The organism is uncultured Oscillibacter sp. (genome assembly GCF_910579365.1).
Classification (GTDB): Bacteria; Bacillota; Clostridia; order Oscillospirales; family Oscillospiraceae; genus Oscillibacter.
In genome coordinates this window covers 1-15,476 of the sequence record NZ_CAJTUX010000032.1, presented here as the reverse complement: position 1 = coordinate 15,476, position 15,476 = coordinate 1, and the positions used below count along the sequence as shown (strand labels likewise).

At 60.6% G+C, this 15,476-nt stretch carries 15 protein-coding genes; 12 read left to right on the top strand and 3 right to left on the bottom strand.

What is annotated here, in order from left to right; translation table 11 throughout:
• Nucleotides 1-2: 2 nt before the first annotated feature.
• From QZ329_RS08950 to QZ329_RS08940, 3 genes are read right to left on the bottom strand one after another with little or no spacing between them, the layout of a single operon-like run.
• The gene (locus QZ329_RS08950) at nucleotides 3-2,564 is read right to left on the bottom strand and encodes a hybrid sensor histidine kinase/response regulator (protein WP_295751343.1); all 2,562 of its coding nucleotides are present in this window, start codon (nucleotides 2,562-2,564) and stop codon (nucleotides 3-5) included.
• Nucleotides 2,561-2,923: an Hpt domain-containing protein gene (locus QZ329_RS08945; RefSeq protein WP_295751340.1), complete on the bottom strand. Its 363-nt coding sequence runs from the start codon at nucleotides 2,921-2,923 to the stop codon at nucleotides 2,561-2,563. The genes QZ329_RS08950 and QZ329_RS08945 overlap by 4 nt, the downstream gene beginning before the upstream one ends.
• Nucleotides 2,920-5,025: a diguanylate cyclase gene (locus QZ329_RS08940; RefSeq protein WP_295751337.1), complete on the bottom strand. Its 2,106-nt coding sequence runs from the start codon at nucleotides 5,023-5,025 to the stop codon at nucleotides 2,920-2,922. The genes QZ329_RS08945 and QZ329_RS08940 overlap by 4 nt, the downstream gene beginning before the upstream one ends.
• A gap of 646 nt (nucleotides 5,026-5,671) precedes the next feature.
• Between QZ329_RS08940 and QZ329_RS08935 the strand changes: the two genes are divergently transcribed.
• The 12 genes from QZ329_RS08935 to QZ329_RS08880 form a co-directional block, all read left to right on the top strand.
• Complete coding sequence (locus QZ329_RS08935) at nucleotides 5,672-6,058, top strand: flagellar basal body protein (protein ID WP_295751335.1); 387 nt, start codon at nucleotides 5,672-5,674, stop codon at nucleotides 6,056-6,058.
• 159 nt (nucleotides 6,059-6,217) lie between these two features.
• A complete protein-coding gene (flgC, locus tag QZ329_RS08930) occupies nucleotides 6,218-6,676 on the top strand; it encodes a flagellar basal body rod protein FlgC (RefSeq protein ID WP_295751331.1) in 459 nt (152 codons plus the stop codon).
• 23 nt (nucleotides 6,677-6,699) lie between these two features.
• Nucleotides 6,700-7,005, top strand: coding sequence for a flagellar hook-basal body complex protein FliE (locus QZ329_RS08925; RefSeq protein WP_295751328.1), 306 nt, complete (start codon nucleotides 6,700-6,702; stop codon nucleotides 7,003-7,005).
• Nucleotides 7,006-7,121: 116 nt separating this feature from the next.
• Nucleotides 7,122-8,780: a flagellar M-ring protein FliF C-terminal domain-containing protein gene (locus QZ329_RS08920; RefSeq protein WP_295751324.1), complete on the top strand. Its 1,659-nt coding sequence runs from the start codon at nucleotides 7,122-7,124 to the stop codon at nucleotides 8,778-8,780.
• Nucleotides 8,773-9,816: a flagellar motor switch protein FliG gene (fliG, locus tag QZ329_RS08915; protein ID WP_295751322.1), complete on the top strand. Its 1,044-nt coding sequence runs from the start codon at nucleotides 8,773-8,775 to the stop codon at nucleotides 9,814-9,816. Before QZ329_RS08920 ends, fliG begins: the two co-directional genes overlap by 8 nt.
• Entirely contained in the window at nucleotides 9,809-10,717 is a 909-nt protein-coding gene (locus QZ329_RS08910; RefSeq protein WP_295751319.1) for a FliH/SctL family protein, read from the top strand. Before fliG ends, QZ329_RS08910 begins: the two co-directional genes overlap by 8 nt.
• 9 nt (nucleotides 10,718-10,726) lie before the next feature.
• On the top strand, nucleotides 10,727-12,028 hold the full coding sequence (gene fliI, locus QZ329_RS08905; protein WP_295751317.1) for a flagellar protein export ATPase FliI: 1,302 nt from the start codon (nucleotides 10,727-10,729) through the stop codon (nucleotides 12,026-12,028).
• A 20-nt stretch (nucleotides 12,029-12,048) separates the two neighbouring features.
• Nucleotides 12,049-12,495 (top strand): flagellar export protein FliJ, encoded by a 447-nt coding sequence (gene fliJ, locus QZ329_RS08900; RefSeq protein ID WP_295751314.1) that lies wholly within the window; start codon nucleotides 12,049-12,051, stop codon nucleotides 12,493-12,495.
• A gap of 100 nt (nucleotides 12,496-12,595) precedes the next feature.
• Nucleotides 12,596-13,738 carry a flagellar hook-length control protein FliK gene (locus QZ329_RS08895; RefSeq protein WP_295751311.1) on the top strand — a complete coding sequence of 381 codons (1,143 nt, stop codon included), beginning with the start codon at nucleotides 12,596-12,598 and terminating at the stop codon, nucleotides 13,736-13,738.
• A gap of 19 nt (nucleotides 13,739-13,757) precedes the next feature.
• On the top strand, nucleotides 13,758-14,417 hold the full coding sequence (locus tag QZ329_RS08890; protein WP_295751308.1) for a flagellar hook capping FlgD N-terminal domain-containing protein: 660 nt from the start codon (nucleotides 13,758-13,760) through the stop codon (nucleotides 14,415-14,417).
• A gap of 11 nt (nucleotides 14,418-14,428) precedes the next feature.
• Nucleotides 14,429-14,797 (top strand): TIGR02530 family flagellar biosynthesis protein, encoded by a 369-nt coding sequence (locus tag QZ329_RS08885; RefSeq protein ID WP_295751304.1) that lies wholly within the window; start codon nucleotides 14,429-14,431, stop codon nucleotides 14,795-14,797.
• Nucleotides 14,798-14,897: 100 nt separating this feature from the next.
• Nucleotides 14,898-15,476, top strand: a 579-nt coding sequence (locus tag QZ329_RS08880) for a flagellar hook-basal body complex protein (RefSeq protein ID WP_295751302.1), incomplete at its 3' end; no start/stop codon positions are given.

Sequence of the window (15,476 nt, the reverse complement as noted above, 5' to 3'; positions counted from 1 at the left end):
CGTCAGTGCAGTTCTCGAATGTACTTCTCCAGCAGACGGGAGACCTCCCGAATGTCGATGGGCTTGGCCACGTGGGCGTTCATCCCCGCGTTCAGGCACTTTTGGATGTCCTCAGAGAAGGCGTCGGCGGTCATGGCGATGATGGGAATGTCCTTGTCGGGCCGGTCCGCTTCCCGGATGGCCTGGGTGGCTTCGTAGCCCGTCATCACCGGCATCCGCAGGTCCATCAAAACGGCGTCGTAAAAACCCACGGGGGAGTTCAGGAATTTGTCCACACAGATGCGGCCGTTCTCCGCCCAGTCCAGCTCCATCCCCAGGTCGGAGAGGAGCTCGTTGGCAATCTCCCAGTTCAGATCGTTGTCCTCCGCCAGGAGGATGTGCAGGCCGGAGAGGTCCGCCTGCTTTTCCTCGTGGGTTACGGCCTCCTTGGAAGAGCCGCTGAGATCGGCAAAGGGCTTGAGACCGTAAAAGAGCGTGGAACGGAAGAGGGGCTTGGAGATGAAACCGGTGATGCCCGATTCTCTGGCCTCGGTCTCGATTTCGCTCCAGTCGTAGGCGGAGATGAGGAGAATAGGTGTGTCGCTGCCAAAGCGGCTGCGGATTTCCTTGGCGGCGGTGATGCCGTCCATGTCCGGCAGCTTCCAGTCCAGAAGAATGATTTGATAATTGTCCCGAATCTTGACCCGGTGGTCGATCATCTCCATGGCCCCCTCCGCGTTCATGACCCAGTCGGCCTTGACGCCGATGGACTTCAGGGATTTCACGGTGCTCTCGCAGAGCTGGCGGTCGTCGTCCACCACCAGGATGTTCCACTCCGGAAGGATCATCTCCTCCTCTGGAGTCTCGGCCCGCAGAAGGTCCAGGGTGACATGGAATTCGCTGCCCTTGCCCAGTTCGCTGTCCACCCCGATCTCGCCGCCCATGGTGTCCACAATGTATTTGGTGATGGCCATGCCCAGGCCGGAGCCCTCGGTCCGGCGGACCCGGGCGCTGTCCTCCCGGACGAAGGATTCGAAAATCTTTTCCTGGAACTCCTGCGTCATGCCAATGCCGTTGTCCTTCACCCGCAGGTGAACGCGGACGTACTCCCCGCCCTTGGGGGACTCCTCCTCATAGAGGGAGACCTGGATGAGGCCGCCCTCCGGGGTGAATTTCAAGGCGTTGCCCAGAAGGTTCAGAAGAACCTGATTCAGCCGCACGCCGTCGCAGCAGACGTTCTCCGTGGTGATATCGTGGATGGAGACCTCGAACTGCTGGCGCTTGGAGCGGACCTGGGGCTGGACGATGCTGACGATGCTGTCCATCACCTCCCGGAGGGAGACCTGGTCCATGTTCAGCGTCAGCTTGCCGCTTTCGATCTTGCTCATGTCCAGTACGTCGTTGATGAGGCCCAGAAGGTGGCGGCTGGAAAGGGTGATTTTCTTCAGGCAGTGCTGCACCTGCTGCTTGTCGTCAATGTTGGCGGAGGCGATGGCTGTCATGCCCACAATGGCGTTCATGGGCGTGCGGATATCGTGACTCATGTTGGAGAGGAATTCGCTCTTGGCCTTGTTGGCGTGGACGGCCTCCTTCCGGGCCTGATCCAGCTCCGCCATCTGGGACCGGAGGAGCTTGAAATACTGCCAGAAGACCAGCAGCAGAGCCGTCAGTACCACGGCGCAGCCCAGGAAGACCAGATGCAGCCACGTCCAGCTGAGGTCGCTGATGGACTTGTCCAGCTCGCCGTAGGGCAGCACCGTCACAAGGAACCACTCGGAATAAGGGAGCTTGTTGCACTGCAAGTGCCTCCGCTCGTTGCCGAAGGTGAGGATGGTGGAATAATCCTCGCCGCTGTCCATGGCGGCCTCCAGCTCCTGGACATAGCGGTCTCCGCTTTCGCCCTGCTCCTGGAAAAGGGAGCGGAGGCGGTCAAAGTAGTTCTCCCGGAAGGCGTCGCCGCTGCGGATGACTAAGGTGCCGTCCCGGCGGATGATGTAGGAGTAGACCAGGGTGTTCTCACTGTAGAGAGAGAGGGTTTCCGCGATGTAATCCGCAGGGAGGCTGGCCACCAGGGCGGTGGAAATCTCTCCGTTGGCCATGCGGTATTGGGCGGAGACGCCCAGAAGGACGTCCCGCTGCCCGCTGGCCAGAGCGGTTACGGCTGCCTTCTTGTCCCCGCTGTTCATGGAGGACAGGAAGGGCTCCGGGTCCGCCAGGATGGGCTCCTCGCCGTAGATCATGTCGAACTCGCCGGTGGAGGAGAAGAACGCCAGGGACGAGAAATCCCGGGCCTTGGCGTTGTGGCCCAGCTCCTCCCGCAGGTAATCGCTGGAGCCGCTCTCCGGCGGAATGCTGCTTACCAGGGAATCCACCTGGGACAGCCGCAACTCAATGGTGGTGGCGAAGTGCTGCGTGACCTTTTCCCCCATGCCGGTCATGTAGGTGGTGCCCACGACGCTGATGGTATCAGAGCTCTTTTGGATCATGAACAGGGCCAGGAAGGAGAAGATGCACACCGTTAGCACCAGGATCAGCACCAGACTGACCGTCAGAAAGCGCGTGGCGCTGTTCAGGAGCTTCTTCATCCTGCGCTCTCTTTCTGGTAGGTTTCAATGGCGGCCACGGTCTGACTGTAGTCCGCCCGCACCTCCTCCGCCAGAGCGTCGGCCTCCGGCGTATAGCCGTTGCGCAGGGATTCGCACAGACGGCTGCTGGACCCCTGGAGCTTGTCGATGCTCAGATTCTGGCACACGCCCTTGATGGTGTGGGCGGCCCGGAAGGCCTCCTCGTAGTTCTGCTCCTCCATGGAGCGGCAGAGGAGCGCGTAGCTTCCGTCGGTTAAAAATTTCAGGACGAATTTCTGAACCAGCCGTTCGCTGCGCAGGCGGCCGATGGCATCCTCATAATTGCCGCCCATGGCGGCGTAGCATTCCTTTAAAGTCATGTCTGCTCCTCCTTATCCTGATCCTGCTGTTCGTTCGTTTCGCTGTCGATGGGGGAGATGGCGGAAAGGGTCTCCCGCATGGTGTTGTCATAAAAACGGTACTGCCCCCGGCCGCCCCGCTTCACGGAGTACAGGGCCTGATCCGCCGCGTGGAACAAAGCGTCGTATCCGCCGGGGACCGTGGCCGTCAGGGCTACGCCCATGCTGACGGAGATGGAGAAGTGCTCAAACTGGCCGCAGAGAGTTTGGAAGATGCGGGAGATCACGGTGTCAATCTCGTCCTTGTACTCCAGGAAGATCAGGAATTCGTCTCCGCCCGCCCGGGCGGCGATGTCGCCGCCCCGGATGCACTGGCGGAGCTTATCCGCCAGGTGCACCAGCACCTGGTCGCCGAAGGAGTGGCCATAGGTGTCGTTGGCGGACTTGAAGTGGTCCAGGTCAAAGATCACCAGGGCGTAGGTGGCGGTGGGGCGGCTTTCGATCCGCTCCAGAATGCGTTTTTTCGCGTAGGCGTGATTGAGAAGGCCTGTCAGGGCGTCGTGGGAGGCCTGCTGCTCCAGAGAGGCCAGCTTCATCCGGGAGTCGTGAATGTCGATGGCCTTGCCGATGGCGCCGGTATAGCGGGGCGGCTCATCGCTGGACCAGATGGCCCGGGCCACGATCTGGGTCCAGCGCCACGCGCCCTTGTAGTTCAGCTTGCAGTCGTAGGTCACCACGGGCAGGTCCGGGCTGGTGCTGCGCAGAATGTCCACCAGGTTCTGGAAGTCCGCGGGGTTCATGACCTCCCGGGCCTTGGGCTGGTGGAGGGGGTCCATGATGATCTCGTCCAGCCCCAGATGCTCCGCCCCCCAGTTGGACAGGGTAATCATAGGCGGAGAGGCGGTGTATTCGAACTGAATCTCCTTGCTCATGTCGGCGAAGAAGCTGTACTTCATCCGCTCGTGCTCCAGCAGCTGCAAGGTCCGCTCCGAGGCGGTGAGCTCCTCGTGCCGGTGCATCTCCTGGGCCACGTTGCGCATTTCCCGCTGGTTGCGCCGGGTGACGGAGTTGCTGTTGCTCATATGCTCCGGCAGCTCGGGGGCGATTTCCCGCAGGCAGTCCATCAGCAGGGGATTGAACGCGCCGCACTGGCCGTCCAGAATCATCTCCACGGCCTTTTCGTGGGAGAGGGAGTCCTTATAACAGCGCTTGGAGGTCAGGGCGTCGTACACGTCCGCCAGGGCCACGATCTGGGCGGAGATGGGAATCTCGTCCCCCTTGAGCCCGTCGGGATAGCCCCGGCCGTCCCAGCGCTCGTGGTGCCAGCGGCAGATGTCGTAGGCCACCTTTACCAAAGGGTCGTCCTGATAAATGGGGAGGTTTTCCAGCATCTCCGCTCCGGCCATGGAGTGGGTCTTCATGATTGCAAACTCCTCAGGGGTGAAGCGGCCGGGCTTGTTGAGGATTTTTTCGTCGATGGAAATCTTTCCGATGTCGTGCAGGGCGGAAGCGGTGCAGATCATGGAGATGTCCGAGGGGGAGAGCTCATAGCGGTCCGTCTTCTGAACCAGGTGGTTCAGCATCAGCTCCGTCAACGTGTGGACGTGGAGGACGTGCAGGCCGCTTTCGCCGTTGCGGAACTCCACGATGTGGCTGAGAATGTCGATCAGCAGGCTGCTGCGCTGCTCGTTTTCATAAATCTGGTCCGCCACCATGCCCACCAGGCGCTTTTGCTTGGCATATAATAAAATGGTATTGACCACCCGGTGGTGAACGATCAGCGCGTCGAAGGGGCGGGAGATGAAATCGGTGACGCCCAGCTCATAGGCCCGCTCAACGTGGGAAGAGCCGGTCTCGGCGGAGATCATGATGACGGGGATATCCTCAGTCCAGTGGTTCTGAGCCATGACCTCCAAAACGCCGAAGCCGTCCATCTCCGGCATGACAATATCCAAAAGAACCAGGGAAATTTCCGTGCCCTGCTGCTGAAGCAGCCCCACGCCCTGAAGGCCGTTTTCCGCCTCAATGATCTCGTATTCGTCATCCAGCATATCTGCCAGAATGGCGCGGTTGAGCTCCGAGTCGTCCACAATCAGAATTTTTGGTTTTTGTTCTTTGCCCAAGAGATCACATCCTTAGTTCATGGCGCTTGGCCGGAGGGGGTAAAGGGCTGTCCCGTCCGCCCAGGGGAGACCGCCGGAAAAGCGGTCACAAAGCTTCCATGTTATAATGCCCTGATTTTAACACAAGCACGGCAAAATAGCAAGCGGGAAGAAAGGCTATCCGCAGGCCGGGTCATACATATTTTTTTCGCGCAAAAACGGCCCTTTGGTCAATTACACAAGAATTGACGGAATTTCAACAAAAAATTATGAAATTCGCCAGGATGGGCATAGCAAAGACAAGGTGTTGTGGTGAATTTTAGATAATGTGGCATTATTAGTGAAAAGCAATATTAATTTCTTGAAAATGGAAGCTGCGCTCATCAAAAAAATACTTGCTTTTTCTGGGAGAATGGTTCATAATAAAGAACACCCAATTAGGCAGGACAAACGAATTTGTTGCAAAACACACATAGACGCACAGAGGAAAACAGAGCGAACAGCGAAGTTTGAGGGGAATGGAACTTTCCTGCGCGGAATAAAATGCCCCCGTGCCGAATATGCTGGAGAGCCCGCTCCATAGAGGAAGACGCCCCCGCGGGGGCGCGGGGTGGGGAGAGCGTTGTTCTTTTTCTGTGCGGAGCCAGGGAAAGGTGAGTACATAGTTATGGATATGCTGTCGAGCAACTCGTTCTTAATGCTGGAAAAGTCGCTGGGTTATCTCTGGACCAAGCAGGCCGCCATTGCGGATAATATCTCCAACTCCGAGACGCCGGGCTATAAGGAGAAGGTCGTCACCTTCGAGGAGAGCCTGAAAGGCAGGCTGGTGCAGGCGTCCAAGCGTTCCGCCCCCGTGAAGTCCATGCGGAGCGTGCTGGAGGGGACCCCGTTCAGCGTGACGGAGCAGAAGGTTCAGACCCGGATGGACGACAACGGTGTGAATGTGACCGCCCAGGCCTCCGAGGCCATCCGGACCGCCTATCAGATGCGGTATGTGATGAGCTCCATCAACACGGAGCTTGCGATTCTTCGCTCTGCCGTCCGCGGCCAGTAATCGCCGGGGGCGGGCTTTGCCGCGTGGCAAGTGCTTTTTCACTTCACAGCGTTAAATGTTTGCCGCCGGAGAGGCGGACAATTGACTGCGAGGCCGGCTCCGCCGGCCCTTCGGATGAACTGCCGGGGCACGCCCGGCGGGGAATGGAGAGTTTGACATATGGCCTTTTTAAGTTCCATGAATATTGTCTCCTCCGGGTTGACAGCCCAGCAGCTGCGGCTGGACATCGTGGCGGAGAACGTGACGAACTCCACCACCACCCAGGTGGAGAACGGCGAGGGTTCCTACCGGCGGAAGATGGTGGTCTTCGAGGCGGAGACCGGACGGGACGGGTTCCGCCGGGCCATGGCCCGGGCTGCCAGCGGCATGGTCCCCAACACCGGCGCCGCCGGCGGCGTGAAGGTTACCCAAATTGTGGAAGATCCCTCCCCCATGAAGCTGGTCTATGACCCCACCCATCCCGACGCCAACGAGGACGGCTATGTGGAGATGCCCAATGTGGACATGGTGAAGGAGATGACCGACGCCATGGCCGCCACCCAGGCATTTTCCGCCAATGTGACCATGCTCAATACCATGAAGACCGTCATCACCGACGGGCTTCAGATCGGAAAGTAATGTGAGAGGAGGCGGGTTCCACCATGCTGACCCCCATTGAAAAGATCACGCCGCTGGCGCCCATCGCCGGGGAGAAGAAAGCGCAGGACGTTTCTTCCCAGATAGGGGAGAGCGTCTTCGGCGCTGTTTTCCGCTCTGCCATCGAGGATGTGAAGGAGACGGACGCGGACTATAAGGAAGCGCAATATCTGTTGTCCACCGGCCAGCTGGATAATCCCGCCATGGCGATGATCGCCGGCACGAAGGCCCAGACTGCGGTTGATCTTCTGATCCAGCTGCGGAACAAGGCGCTGGACGCCTACTCCGAGCTGTCGAGAATCAGCCTGTAAGGACCGGGCGGCGGACGGGGAATTCCTCCCTGTGCTGCCTGGCCGCTGCGGCCCCAGGCAGCACAAACCATGTGGACAGGACCGCCGGAGCGAATGAGTAAAGGAGGTGACAGCGGTTGAAGGAGAAAGCAAAGGCGCTTTTCGATAAGACGAAAGAGCGCCTGAAAAAGATTTCCAAGAAGATTTGGATCGCCATCGCCGCTGTTTTGGTGGTCCTGATTGTGGCCATCGCCATCGTATTGACCCTCAATAAGCAGGAGTACGCCGTGCTGGTCACCCAGGTGAGCAACACCGAAGCGTCCAACATTTTGAACTTCCTGAGCAGTCAGGGCGTGACCAATTATAAGGTGGAGGACGGGAACACCATCCTGGTGCCCGAAAATCAGGAGGACGCCCTGCGGGCCCGCATCCTGATGGAAAACCTTAACCAGACGGGTCACTATTACATGGAGAACATCAGCAGCTTCTCCACCAACGAGGAGCGGAGCACCGCTTTGCGCCTGGACCTCCAGGAGAGCATGGCGGCCACCATCCGGAATTTCCCCAATGTGGTGGACGCGACGGTGAACATCACGCCGGGGGAGAACCGGGCCTACGTGCTGGACAGCGGCAATGTGGTCAAGGCCAGCGCCGCCGTCAGCGTGACCATGGTGGAGGGCGCCATGCTCTCCGACGAGCAGGCTGAGGCCATCCGGCACTTTGTGACCTACTCCGTCCAGGGACTGGAGATCGAGTCCGTCAGCATTACGGACAAGATCGGCAACATCTACCTGACGGGGAACGAGGGCATGGACGGCGAGGCCTCCGCCCTGAAGCTCCAGCTCCAGCAGACCTTTGAAAACCGCATCCGCACCGAGGTGATGAACATACTGGTTCCCATCTTCGGCGAGGACAACGTCCGGGTGGGCGTCAACTGCGACGTGGAAATCTCCCGGACTACGGAGCAGCGGCACGAGGTCTATCTCCCCGAGTACGCCCAAGACGGCTCCACCGGAGGGCGGGGTCCCATCGGCGCGGAGGAGTACGAGTATTACACCGGCCGCCCCGGCGAGGACCCCATCGGCGGCTTGGTGGGCTCCGAGGTCAACAGCGACCTGCCGGAGAACGTGGAAGATCTGGCGGACCCGGAAAGCGGGGACAACATGGTCGCCGGAAGCGGGAAAAAGGAGTACGACAACTCCAGCAGCGAAATTCTGATTGACAACAACGGCGTGGCCCGGGTGACGGACTGCAGCGTCGCCGTGTCGGTCAACTCCCGAACGGCGGGAGATTTCGACATTGATAACATTCGCAGGCACGTGGCCCGGGCCGCCGGCATCAGCGGCGTTCTGGACGAGGTGACCGGCGAGGAGATTCTGGACAGCAAGATTTCCGTGGTTTCCATGGAGTTCTATGATCCCGACGCCGCCCTTGGACCCGTCGGAGGCGGCGAGAGCGGAGCGGCGGTGCCTCTGTGGGTGCTGATCGCCGCATGTATCGGATTGCTGCTGTTCATCATTCTGCTGATCGTGATCCTCCTGGTGCGCCGGAAGCGGCGGAAGAAGAGAGAGGCTGCGGAGGAACAGGAGCGCCGCGAGATGGAAGCCATGATGGCCGCGGCGGGCCTGGGCGAGGCAGGCAGCGAGGAGCCGCAGGACGGAGCCGACGTGATGAGCCTGGAGATGGAGCGGAGCATGGAGCTGCGCAGGGACATCCGCCAGTTCGTCAGCGACAACCCGGAGATTGCGGCCCAGATGCTCAAGACCTGGCTGAAAGGGGGCGACGACAATGGCTGAGACAGCAGCGGCTGCGGCATCGGCTAAGGCTGCGGCAAAGCAGCCGGAGCTCAGCTCCACTCAGAAGGCTGCGGCGGTCATCGTTGCCCTGGGGGCGGAAAAGGCGTCGCTGCTCTACAAGTACATGGAAGACGAGGATGTAGAGCAGCTGACCCTGGAGGTGGCCCGCCTGGGCTTCCTCACCACCCAGCAGACCGAGGATATTCTAAACGAGTTCTATCAGCTTTGCATGACCAACAAGGCCGTCACCGAGGGCGGTCTGGAGTACGCCAGAGCCGTTCTGGAGAAGGCCTATGGCGAGCAGGCGGCGGCGGAGCTCCTGGGCAAGGTGACAAGGTCTTTGAAAAACCGGGAGTTCTCCTTCATGGACAAGGCGGACATCAAGTCCCTCTACTCCGCCCTGCGGGGCGAGCGGCCCCAGACCATTGCCCTGGTCCTCTCCTATGTGGACGCGGACAAGGCGGCGGGCGTGGTGGCCCAGCTGGAGGAGAAGAAGCAGATTCAGGTGGTGGAGAGCATCGCCAAGCTGGACAGCGTCTCCCCGGCGGCCATCAAGATTGTGGAGGCCGAGATGCACAACCGCTTCTCCAACATCATGACGGATACCAACATCAAGGTCGGCGGCATCGACTATGTGGCCGACGTGATGAACAACCTGGACCGGACCAGCGAGAAAAACATCTTCGACGGCCTGTCCGACCCGGACCTGGCGGACGAGATCCGCAAGCGGATGTTCGTCTTCGAGGACATCATCACCATGGACGACCGCTCCGTGCAGCGCTTCGTCCGGGACTGCGACCCCAGAGACCTGGTGCTTGCCCTCAAGGCGGCCAATACGGAAGTGGCGAACAAGCTGTTTTCCAATATGTCCAGCCGTATGGCCCAGAGCATCAAGGACGACCTGGAAATCACTTCCAACGTCCGCATGAAGGACGTGGAGGAAGCCCAGCAGCGCATTGTCGGCATCATCCGAGGACTGGAGGAGAAGGGTGAGATCATCATCCTGAAGGGCGGAAAGGACGATATTATTGCCTAGTATTTGGAAAGCCATTCTGCGTCCCAAGGCCGAACCCTATCAATTTCCCAAGGCGGAGGAGCTGATTCTGGAAGAGGAACAGCCCTCCGCCCCCCCGCTGCCTCCGGAGGAAGAGCCCGAGGCGGCGCCGGAGGTGGACATCCGGATTGAGGCGGAGGAGGAGGAAGAAGTCCTGGCCGCCGCACCGCCGGAACCGGAACCGGATCCGGTGAGCTTTGCCCAGATTCAGGCGGAGCAGATTCTGGAGGACGCCCGCCGCCGGGCGGAGGAAATTTTGGACCAGGCCCGGCTGGAGGCGGAGATCAAGGCGCAGGAACTTTTTGAGTCCACCCGCCAAAGCGCGATGGAGAGCGGACGGGCCGAGGGCCTTGCCCAGGGAGCCACCCAGGCCCTTCAGGAGGGCCACCGGCTTCAGGAGCGGCAGGCTAAGGAGCTGGCCGCCGAATTCGACCGCTTTTTGGAGCGGGCCGGGGCCGCCCTGGACCGGCAGATGGACGAAAATGTAGACGAGCTGCGGGACCTTGCCATCGCCATTGCGGAGAAGGTGGTCTGCGTCAGCCTGAAAAGCAGCAGCGAGGTCATCTGCCGGATGATTCAAACCGCCATTGACAAGCGGAAGCGCCGGGAGTGGGCCCATATCTATATCGCGGAATGCGACGCGAAGCATCTTTCCAAGGTTCCCGCCTCCTTGATGAACGCCCTCTCGGCCCTGTCGGACCGGGTGCGCATCATTCCCATGGCGGACGACGAGGCGGGCACCTGCATCATCGAGACACCGGACGAGATTGTGGACGCCAGCGCCGCCACCCAGATGAACAACATCCGCACCCTGCTGTCGGACGCCGGACCCATGGAGGAGGGCGTCAGCTTCGGGAACCTGAACTTCGGCGGGGGGCAATAAGGAGAAGCTATGTTCCGGCAAATGATCCGTCAGGTCTACAACGCGGAGACCTACAGCCTGACCGGGAAAATTGAAAATATTGTCGGAATGTCCATTGAGGCCAGCGGCGGCCGGGCGGCCGTCGGCGACATCTGCCGGATTTACAACGGCGACTCCGGCGGGCAGGTCACCGCCGAAGTGGTGGGCTTCAAAAACGACCACATCCTGCTGATGCCCTATTCCGACATGGCGGGCATCTCGGCGGGCAACTTCGTCCGGAACACCGGACGGCAGCTGACACTGCGGGTGGGCGAGTTCCTTCGGGGCCGCATCATCAACGCCATGGGCCAGCCCATTGACGGCAAGCCTCCCTTTGAGGGAGGGGACCTCTATTGTGTCGGCGGTTCTTACATCAATCCTCTCCGCCGCCCCCCGATTCGGGAGCGGATGGAGTTTGGAGTTAAAGCTATTGACGGCACGATTACCATCGGAAAGGGCCAGCGTATCGGCATCTTCGCGGGCTCCGGCGTGGGCAAGTCCACACTGATGGGCATGATCGCGAAGAATGTCAAGGCGGATATCAACGTCATCGCCCTGGTGGGCGAACGGGGCCGCGAGGTTTTGGAATTCGTCCAGAAGGACCTGGGGGAGGAGGGCATGCGCCGCTCCGTGCTGGTGGTGGCGACCAGCGACCAGCCTGCCATGCTGCGGATGAAGTGCCCCAGCGTGGCCACGGGCATCGCGGAATACTTCCGGGATCAGGGGTACGATGTGCTTCTCATGATGGACTCCCTGACCCGTTTCGCCATGGCCCAGCGGGAGATCGGCCTGGCCATCGGCGAGCCGCCGGTCAGCCGGGGCTACACCCCCTCTATGTACGCGGAGATGCCCAAGCTCCTGGAGCGAAGCGGAAATTTCGACAAAGGCTCCATCACTGGCGTTTACACCGTTCTGGTGGAGGGCGACGACACCAACGAGCCCATCGCCGACACCGTCCGGGGCATTCTGGACGGGCACATTGTGCTCTCCCGCGCCCTGGCCAACAGCAACCACTACCCGGCCATTGACGTCTCGGCCAGCATTTCCCGTCTGATGGTGGAGATCGTCTCTCCGGAGCACCGGCAGCTGGCCTCCCGCCTGCGGGATATTCTCAGCACCTATGAGAAGAACGCGGACCTGGTGGCCATCGGCGCCTACAAGCCCGGGAGCAACCGGAATCTGGACTATGCCCTTTCCAAGATCGACGCGGTGAACGGATTCCTGACCCAGGAGATTGACGAGGCCTTCAGCTATGAGCAGTGCATCGAGAAGCTGAAGAGCATTTTGAACTAAGAGATAAAGGAGCCCTCTTCGTGAAGAAGTTCAAGTTTGCGCTGGATACGGTTCTCTCCTATAAAAAGCAAGTGCTGGACGCCCTTCGGGGCGAGCACGCCGAGGCTCTGGCAAAGGTCCGGGCCCAGGAGGCGCAGCTGGATCGGGTCTGGCAGGAGTACCGGGAGTGCAGCGCCGAGTATCAGCAGCGGGCGGAGGAGGGTCTCCCCATTACCGAGGCGCTGATGTATCAAAGCGCCCTCCGGGCCGGTGAGCTGGAGATCCAGGTGGAGACCCAGCGGCTGGAGGAACTTCAAGCCGAGGAGGAGAAGCGCCGGGAGGCTGTGGTGGAGGCCAAAAAGGAGACCTCCTCCATCGAGAAGCTGCGGGAGAAGAAGCTGGACGCCTATCACAAGGCGGAGGCCAAGAGCGAGGAGCTGTTTATTGAGGAATTCGTCAGCGCCGCCCGGGCCCACGCCAGCGCGTGAGAGCAGAATCCCGCGTTTTGTTAAAGCGTCCAACACGGCGCATAAAACCGCCGTTTGGAATATACATAGTGCAGGAATGACAAGGAGGTGAAACAAGCGTATGGAACAGTTGATGAACACCATGCTGGCGAACGCCCAGCTCTCCCAGACGGCTCCAACGGTGAAAAAGAGCGACTCCGCCCAGAAGGACGGTTTCCAGAAGCTGATGGAGCAGAAGCAGGGGAGCGAGGCCCCGGCGGCCCCCAGGCAGGAGAAACCCGAGACGAGTGAAAAGTCTCAGGAGGCCCAGGGCAGCCAGCAGCCCCAGGAGACCGAGCAGCCTCAGGAGACGCAGACCGTCCCCAAGGACGGCAAGGAGCTGGAGGAACAGATGGTTCTGGCGGCCATGGCGATGCTGCAAAATCCCGTGGTGCCCGCAGAAGAGGCGGCCGTGAGGCCGGCGGAGCGGGTTGGAGCCGTGATGGACCAGGTGGCCCCTCTGGCGGCGGAGACCGCCGGCGAGCCGGAAACCCAGGTGTTTGTCCCGGTGAAGGAGCGGGCCGTGGAGATTCCCGCAGAGACCGGAGAGACCGGGGAGACCCAGAGCGGCCAGCCCAATTTGATGGAAGAGCTGCCGGAGACCATCCAGGCCCCCGACAAGGCCCAGCACACCGAGGAGCGGACCGTGGAGGTCAAGGTGGAAACCGGCGAAGCAAACGCCCAGACCGCCCAGGCGGAAGAGGCGGGGGAGGAAACGCCCGAGCTTCAGGAGGCCGGAGGCGAGACCCCCGTTTTTGAGGAGGTCAAGGCCGTCCCCGTGAAGGTGGGCGAGGCCCCCAAGACCCAGGAGACCCAGCAGCCCGTGGAAAAGCAGATCGCCCCGAAACTGACGGAGGCCCTTCAAAACGGCGAGACTCGGGTGGAACTCCAGCTGACCCCGGAGAACCTGGGGAAGGTCACTGTGGAGATGACCTGGAGCAAGGACGGCGGACTGGTGGTGCAGATGCACGCCGAGAACCGCGGAACCCAGAACCTTCTGGAGAAGAACCTCTCCGGTCTGGAGACGCTGCTCAGCCGGGAGACCCAGCAGGAGGTCCGGGTGGAAGTCCCCCGTCAGGAGGAGAGCCAGCGGCAGGACCTTTACGAACAGCAGCAGAACCAGCACCGGCGCCAGCAGCAGGAAGAGCGGAAGAGCCAGCAGAGCGACAGCGAGAACTTCCTCCAGCAGCTGCGGCTGGGCCTGATCCCCATGGAGGGGGAGTAAGGAAGAAAGGGGTGAAATAATGAGCGACTATATGCAGGACTTGGGCGGCGTTCTGGGTACCCATCAGGTGGGAAACAAGACCGTTACCGTCACCAAAAAGGGCAGCAACATGGACCTGGACATGACGGACTTCATCACCTTGATGATTACCCAGATGACCAACCAGGGCATTGACGACACTATGGATACCTCCGAGATGCTGAACCAGATGGTGCAGATGCAGATGATCCAGTCCATGGTCAACATGACCGACGCCACGCTGATGAGCTATTCCGCGTCCCTGGTGGGCAAAGAGGTCACCGTCGGCAAGTACGACAAGGACAACAATCTTCAGGAGATCGTGGGCGTCGTCACCGGCACGGGTACCAAGGACGGACAGCAAATTATTTTCGTCAACGACGAGTACTATTATCTCAACGAGATTATGGCCGTGGGCCGCCTGCCCCAGGAGAAGGAAGAGGACACCGATAAGGTGGAGGGAACGGAGAAGCCCGGCGAAACGGAGAAACCGGATGAGCCCGAAAAGCCCGGCGAAACGGAGAAACCGGATGAGCCCGAAAAGCCCGGCGAAACGGAAAAGCCGGATGAGCCCGAAAAGCCCGGCGAGACCACGTCCCCCGGCGGCGAGACTCCGGAATACAACGGAGAGAACGGCGCGCCCCAGAACGGCGAGGGCTGAGGTGAGAGTTCATGATTGAACGCGTATCCAGACAGAGCCAGTTACAGCAGATACCGGACGCAGGGAAGCGAACGGCAGCGGCTGGATTTGCCGCCGCCCTACAGCAGGAGCTGACAAGGGCCGGACAGGATGTCCAATTTTCCAAGCACGCCAGGAGCCGGGCGGAGGAACGGGGCATTGAAATCACCCCCGGACTCATCGACCAGATTAAGGGCAGCATGGTGCGGGCCCAGGCGAAGGGCGCCACCAACATTCTGGCTATGGACACCGAGAAGGCATTCATCATCAACGTCCCCCATGGCAGGGTCATCACCGCCATCACCCAGGACGAGATGAAGGACAGCGTTTTTACCAACATCGACGGCGCCGTGTTCCTGTAACACCTTTACAGATGGCAGGACCGGTTTTCGGAGGCCAGTGGCCCCGTCCGACTGACGGGGCCAGGCGGCGCCAGAAACCGAAAGGAGATTAAGATTCCCTATGACCGGATCAATGTACGCATCCATTGCGGGCCTGAAGGCCCACATGCAGAAACTTACCGTTATCGGCAACAACGTGGCCAACGTGAACACCACCGCTTACAAGAAGCAGCGGACCGTGTTCCGGGACAGCATCTACAGCATGTACTCCAGCGGCTCCAACGGCAGCGAGACCGTGGGCGGCATGAACCCCTCTCAGCTGGGTTACGGCTCCCTGGTGGCCAGCATCGACCTGGATATGTCCACCTCAAGCTATAACCCTGGCAACCCCATGGACTGCGCCATTGTGGGCGACGGCTTCTTCCTGGTGGGCACCAAGGATCAGGCCGCCAACATCGATCCCCGCAACCCGGAGAGCTTCAAGAGCCTTCTCCTCACCCGCACCGGCGATTTCCGCTTCTCCGCCGACGGTTACCTCACCGACGGCATGGGCAACACGGTGTACGGCTTTTTGACCACCGGCCTGGACGAGGACGGCAAGCCCACCGTCAGCGACCAGCTGGTGCCCATCCGCTTCCCCCGGATGCAGAAGACCATTGTGGACAAGAAGACCGGCAAGCCCGTGGACACCACCACGGCG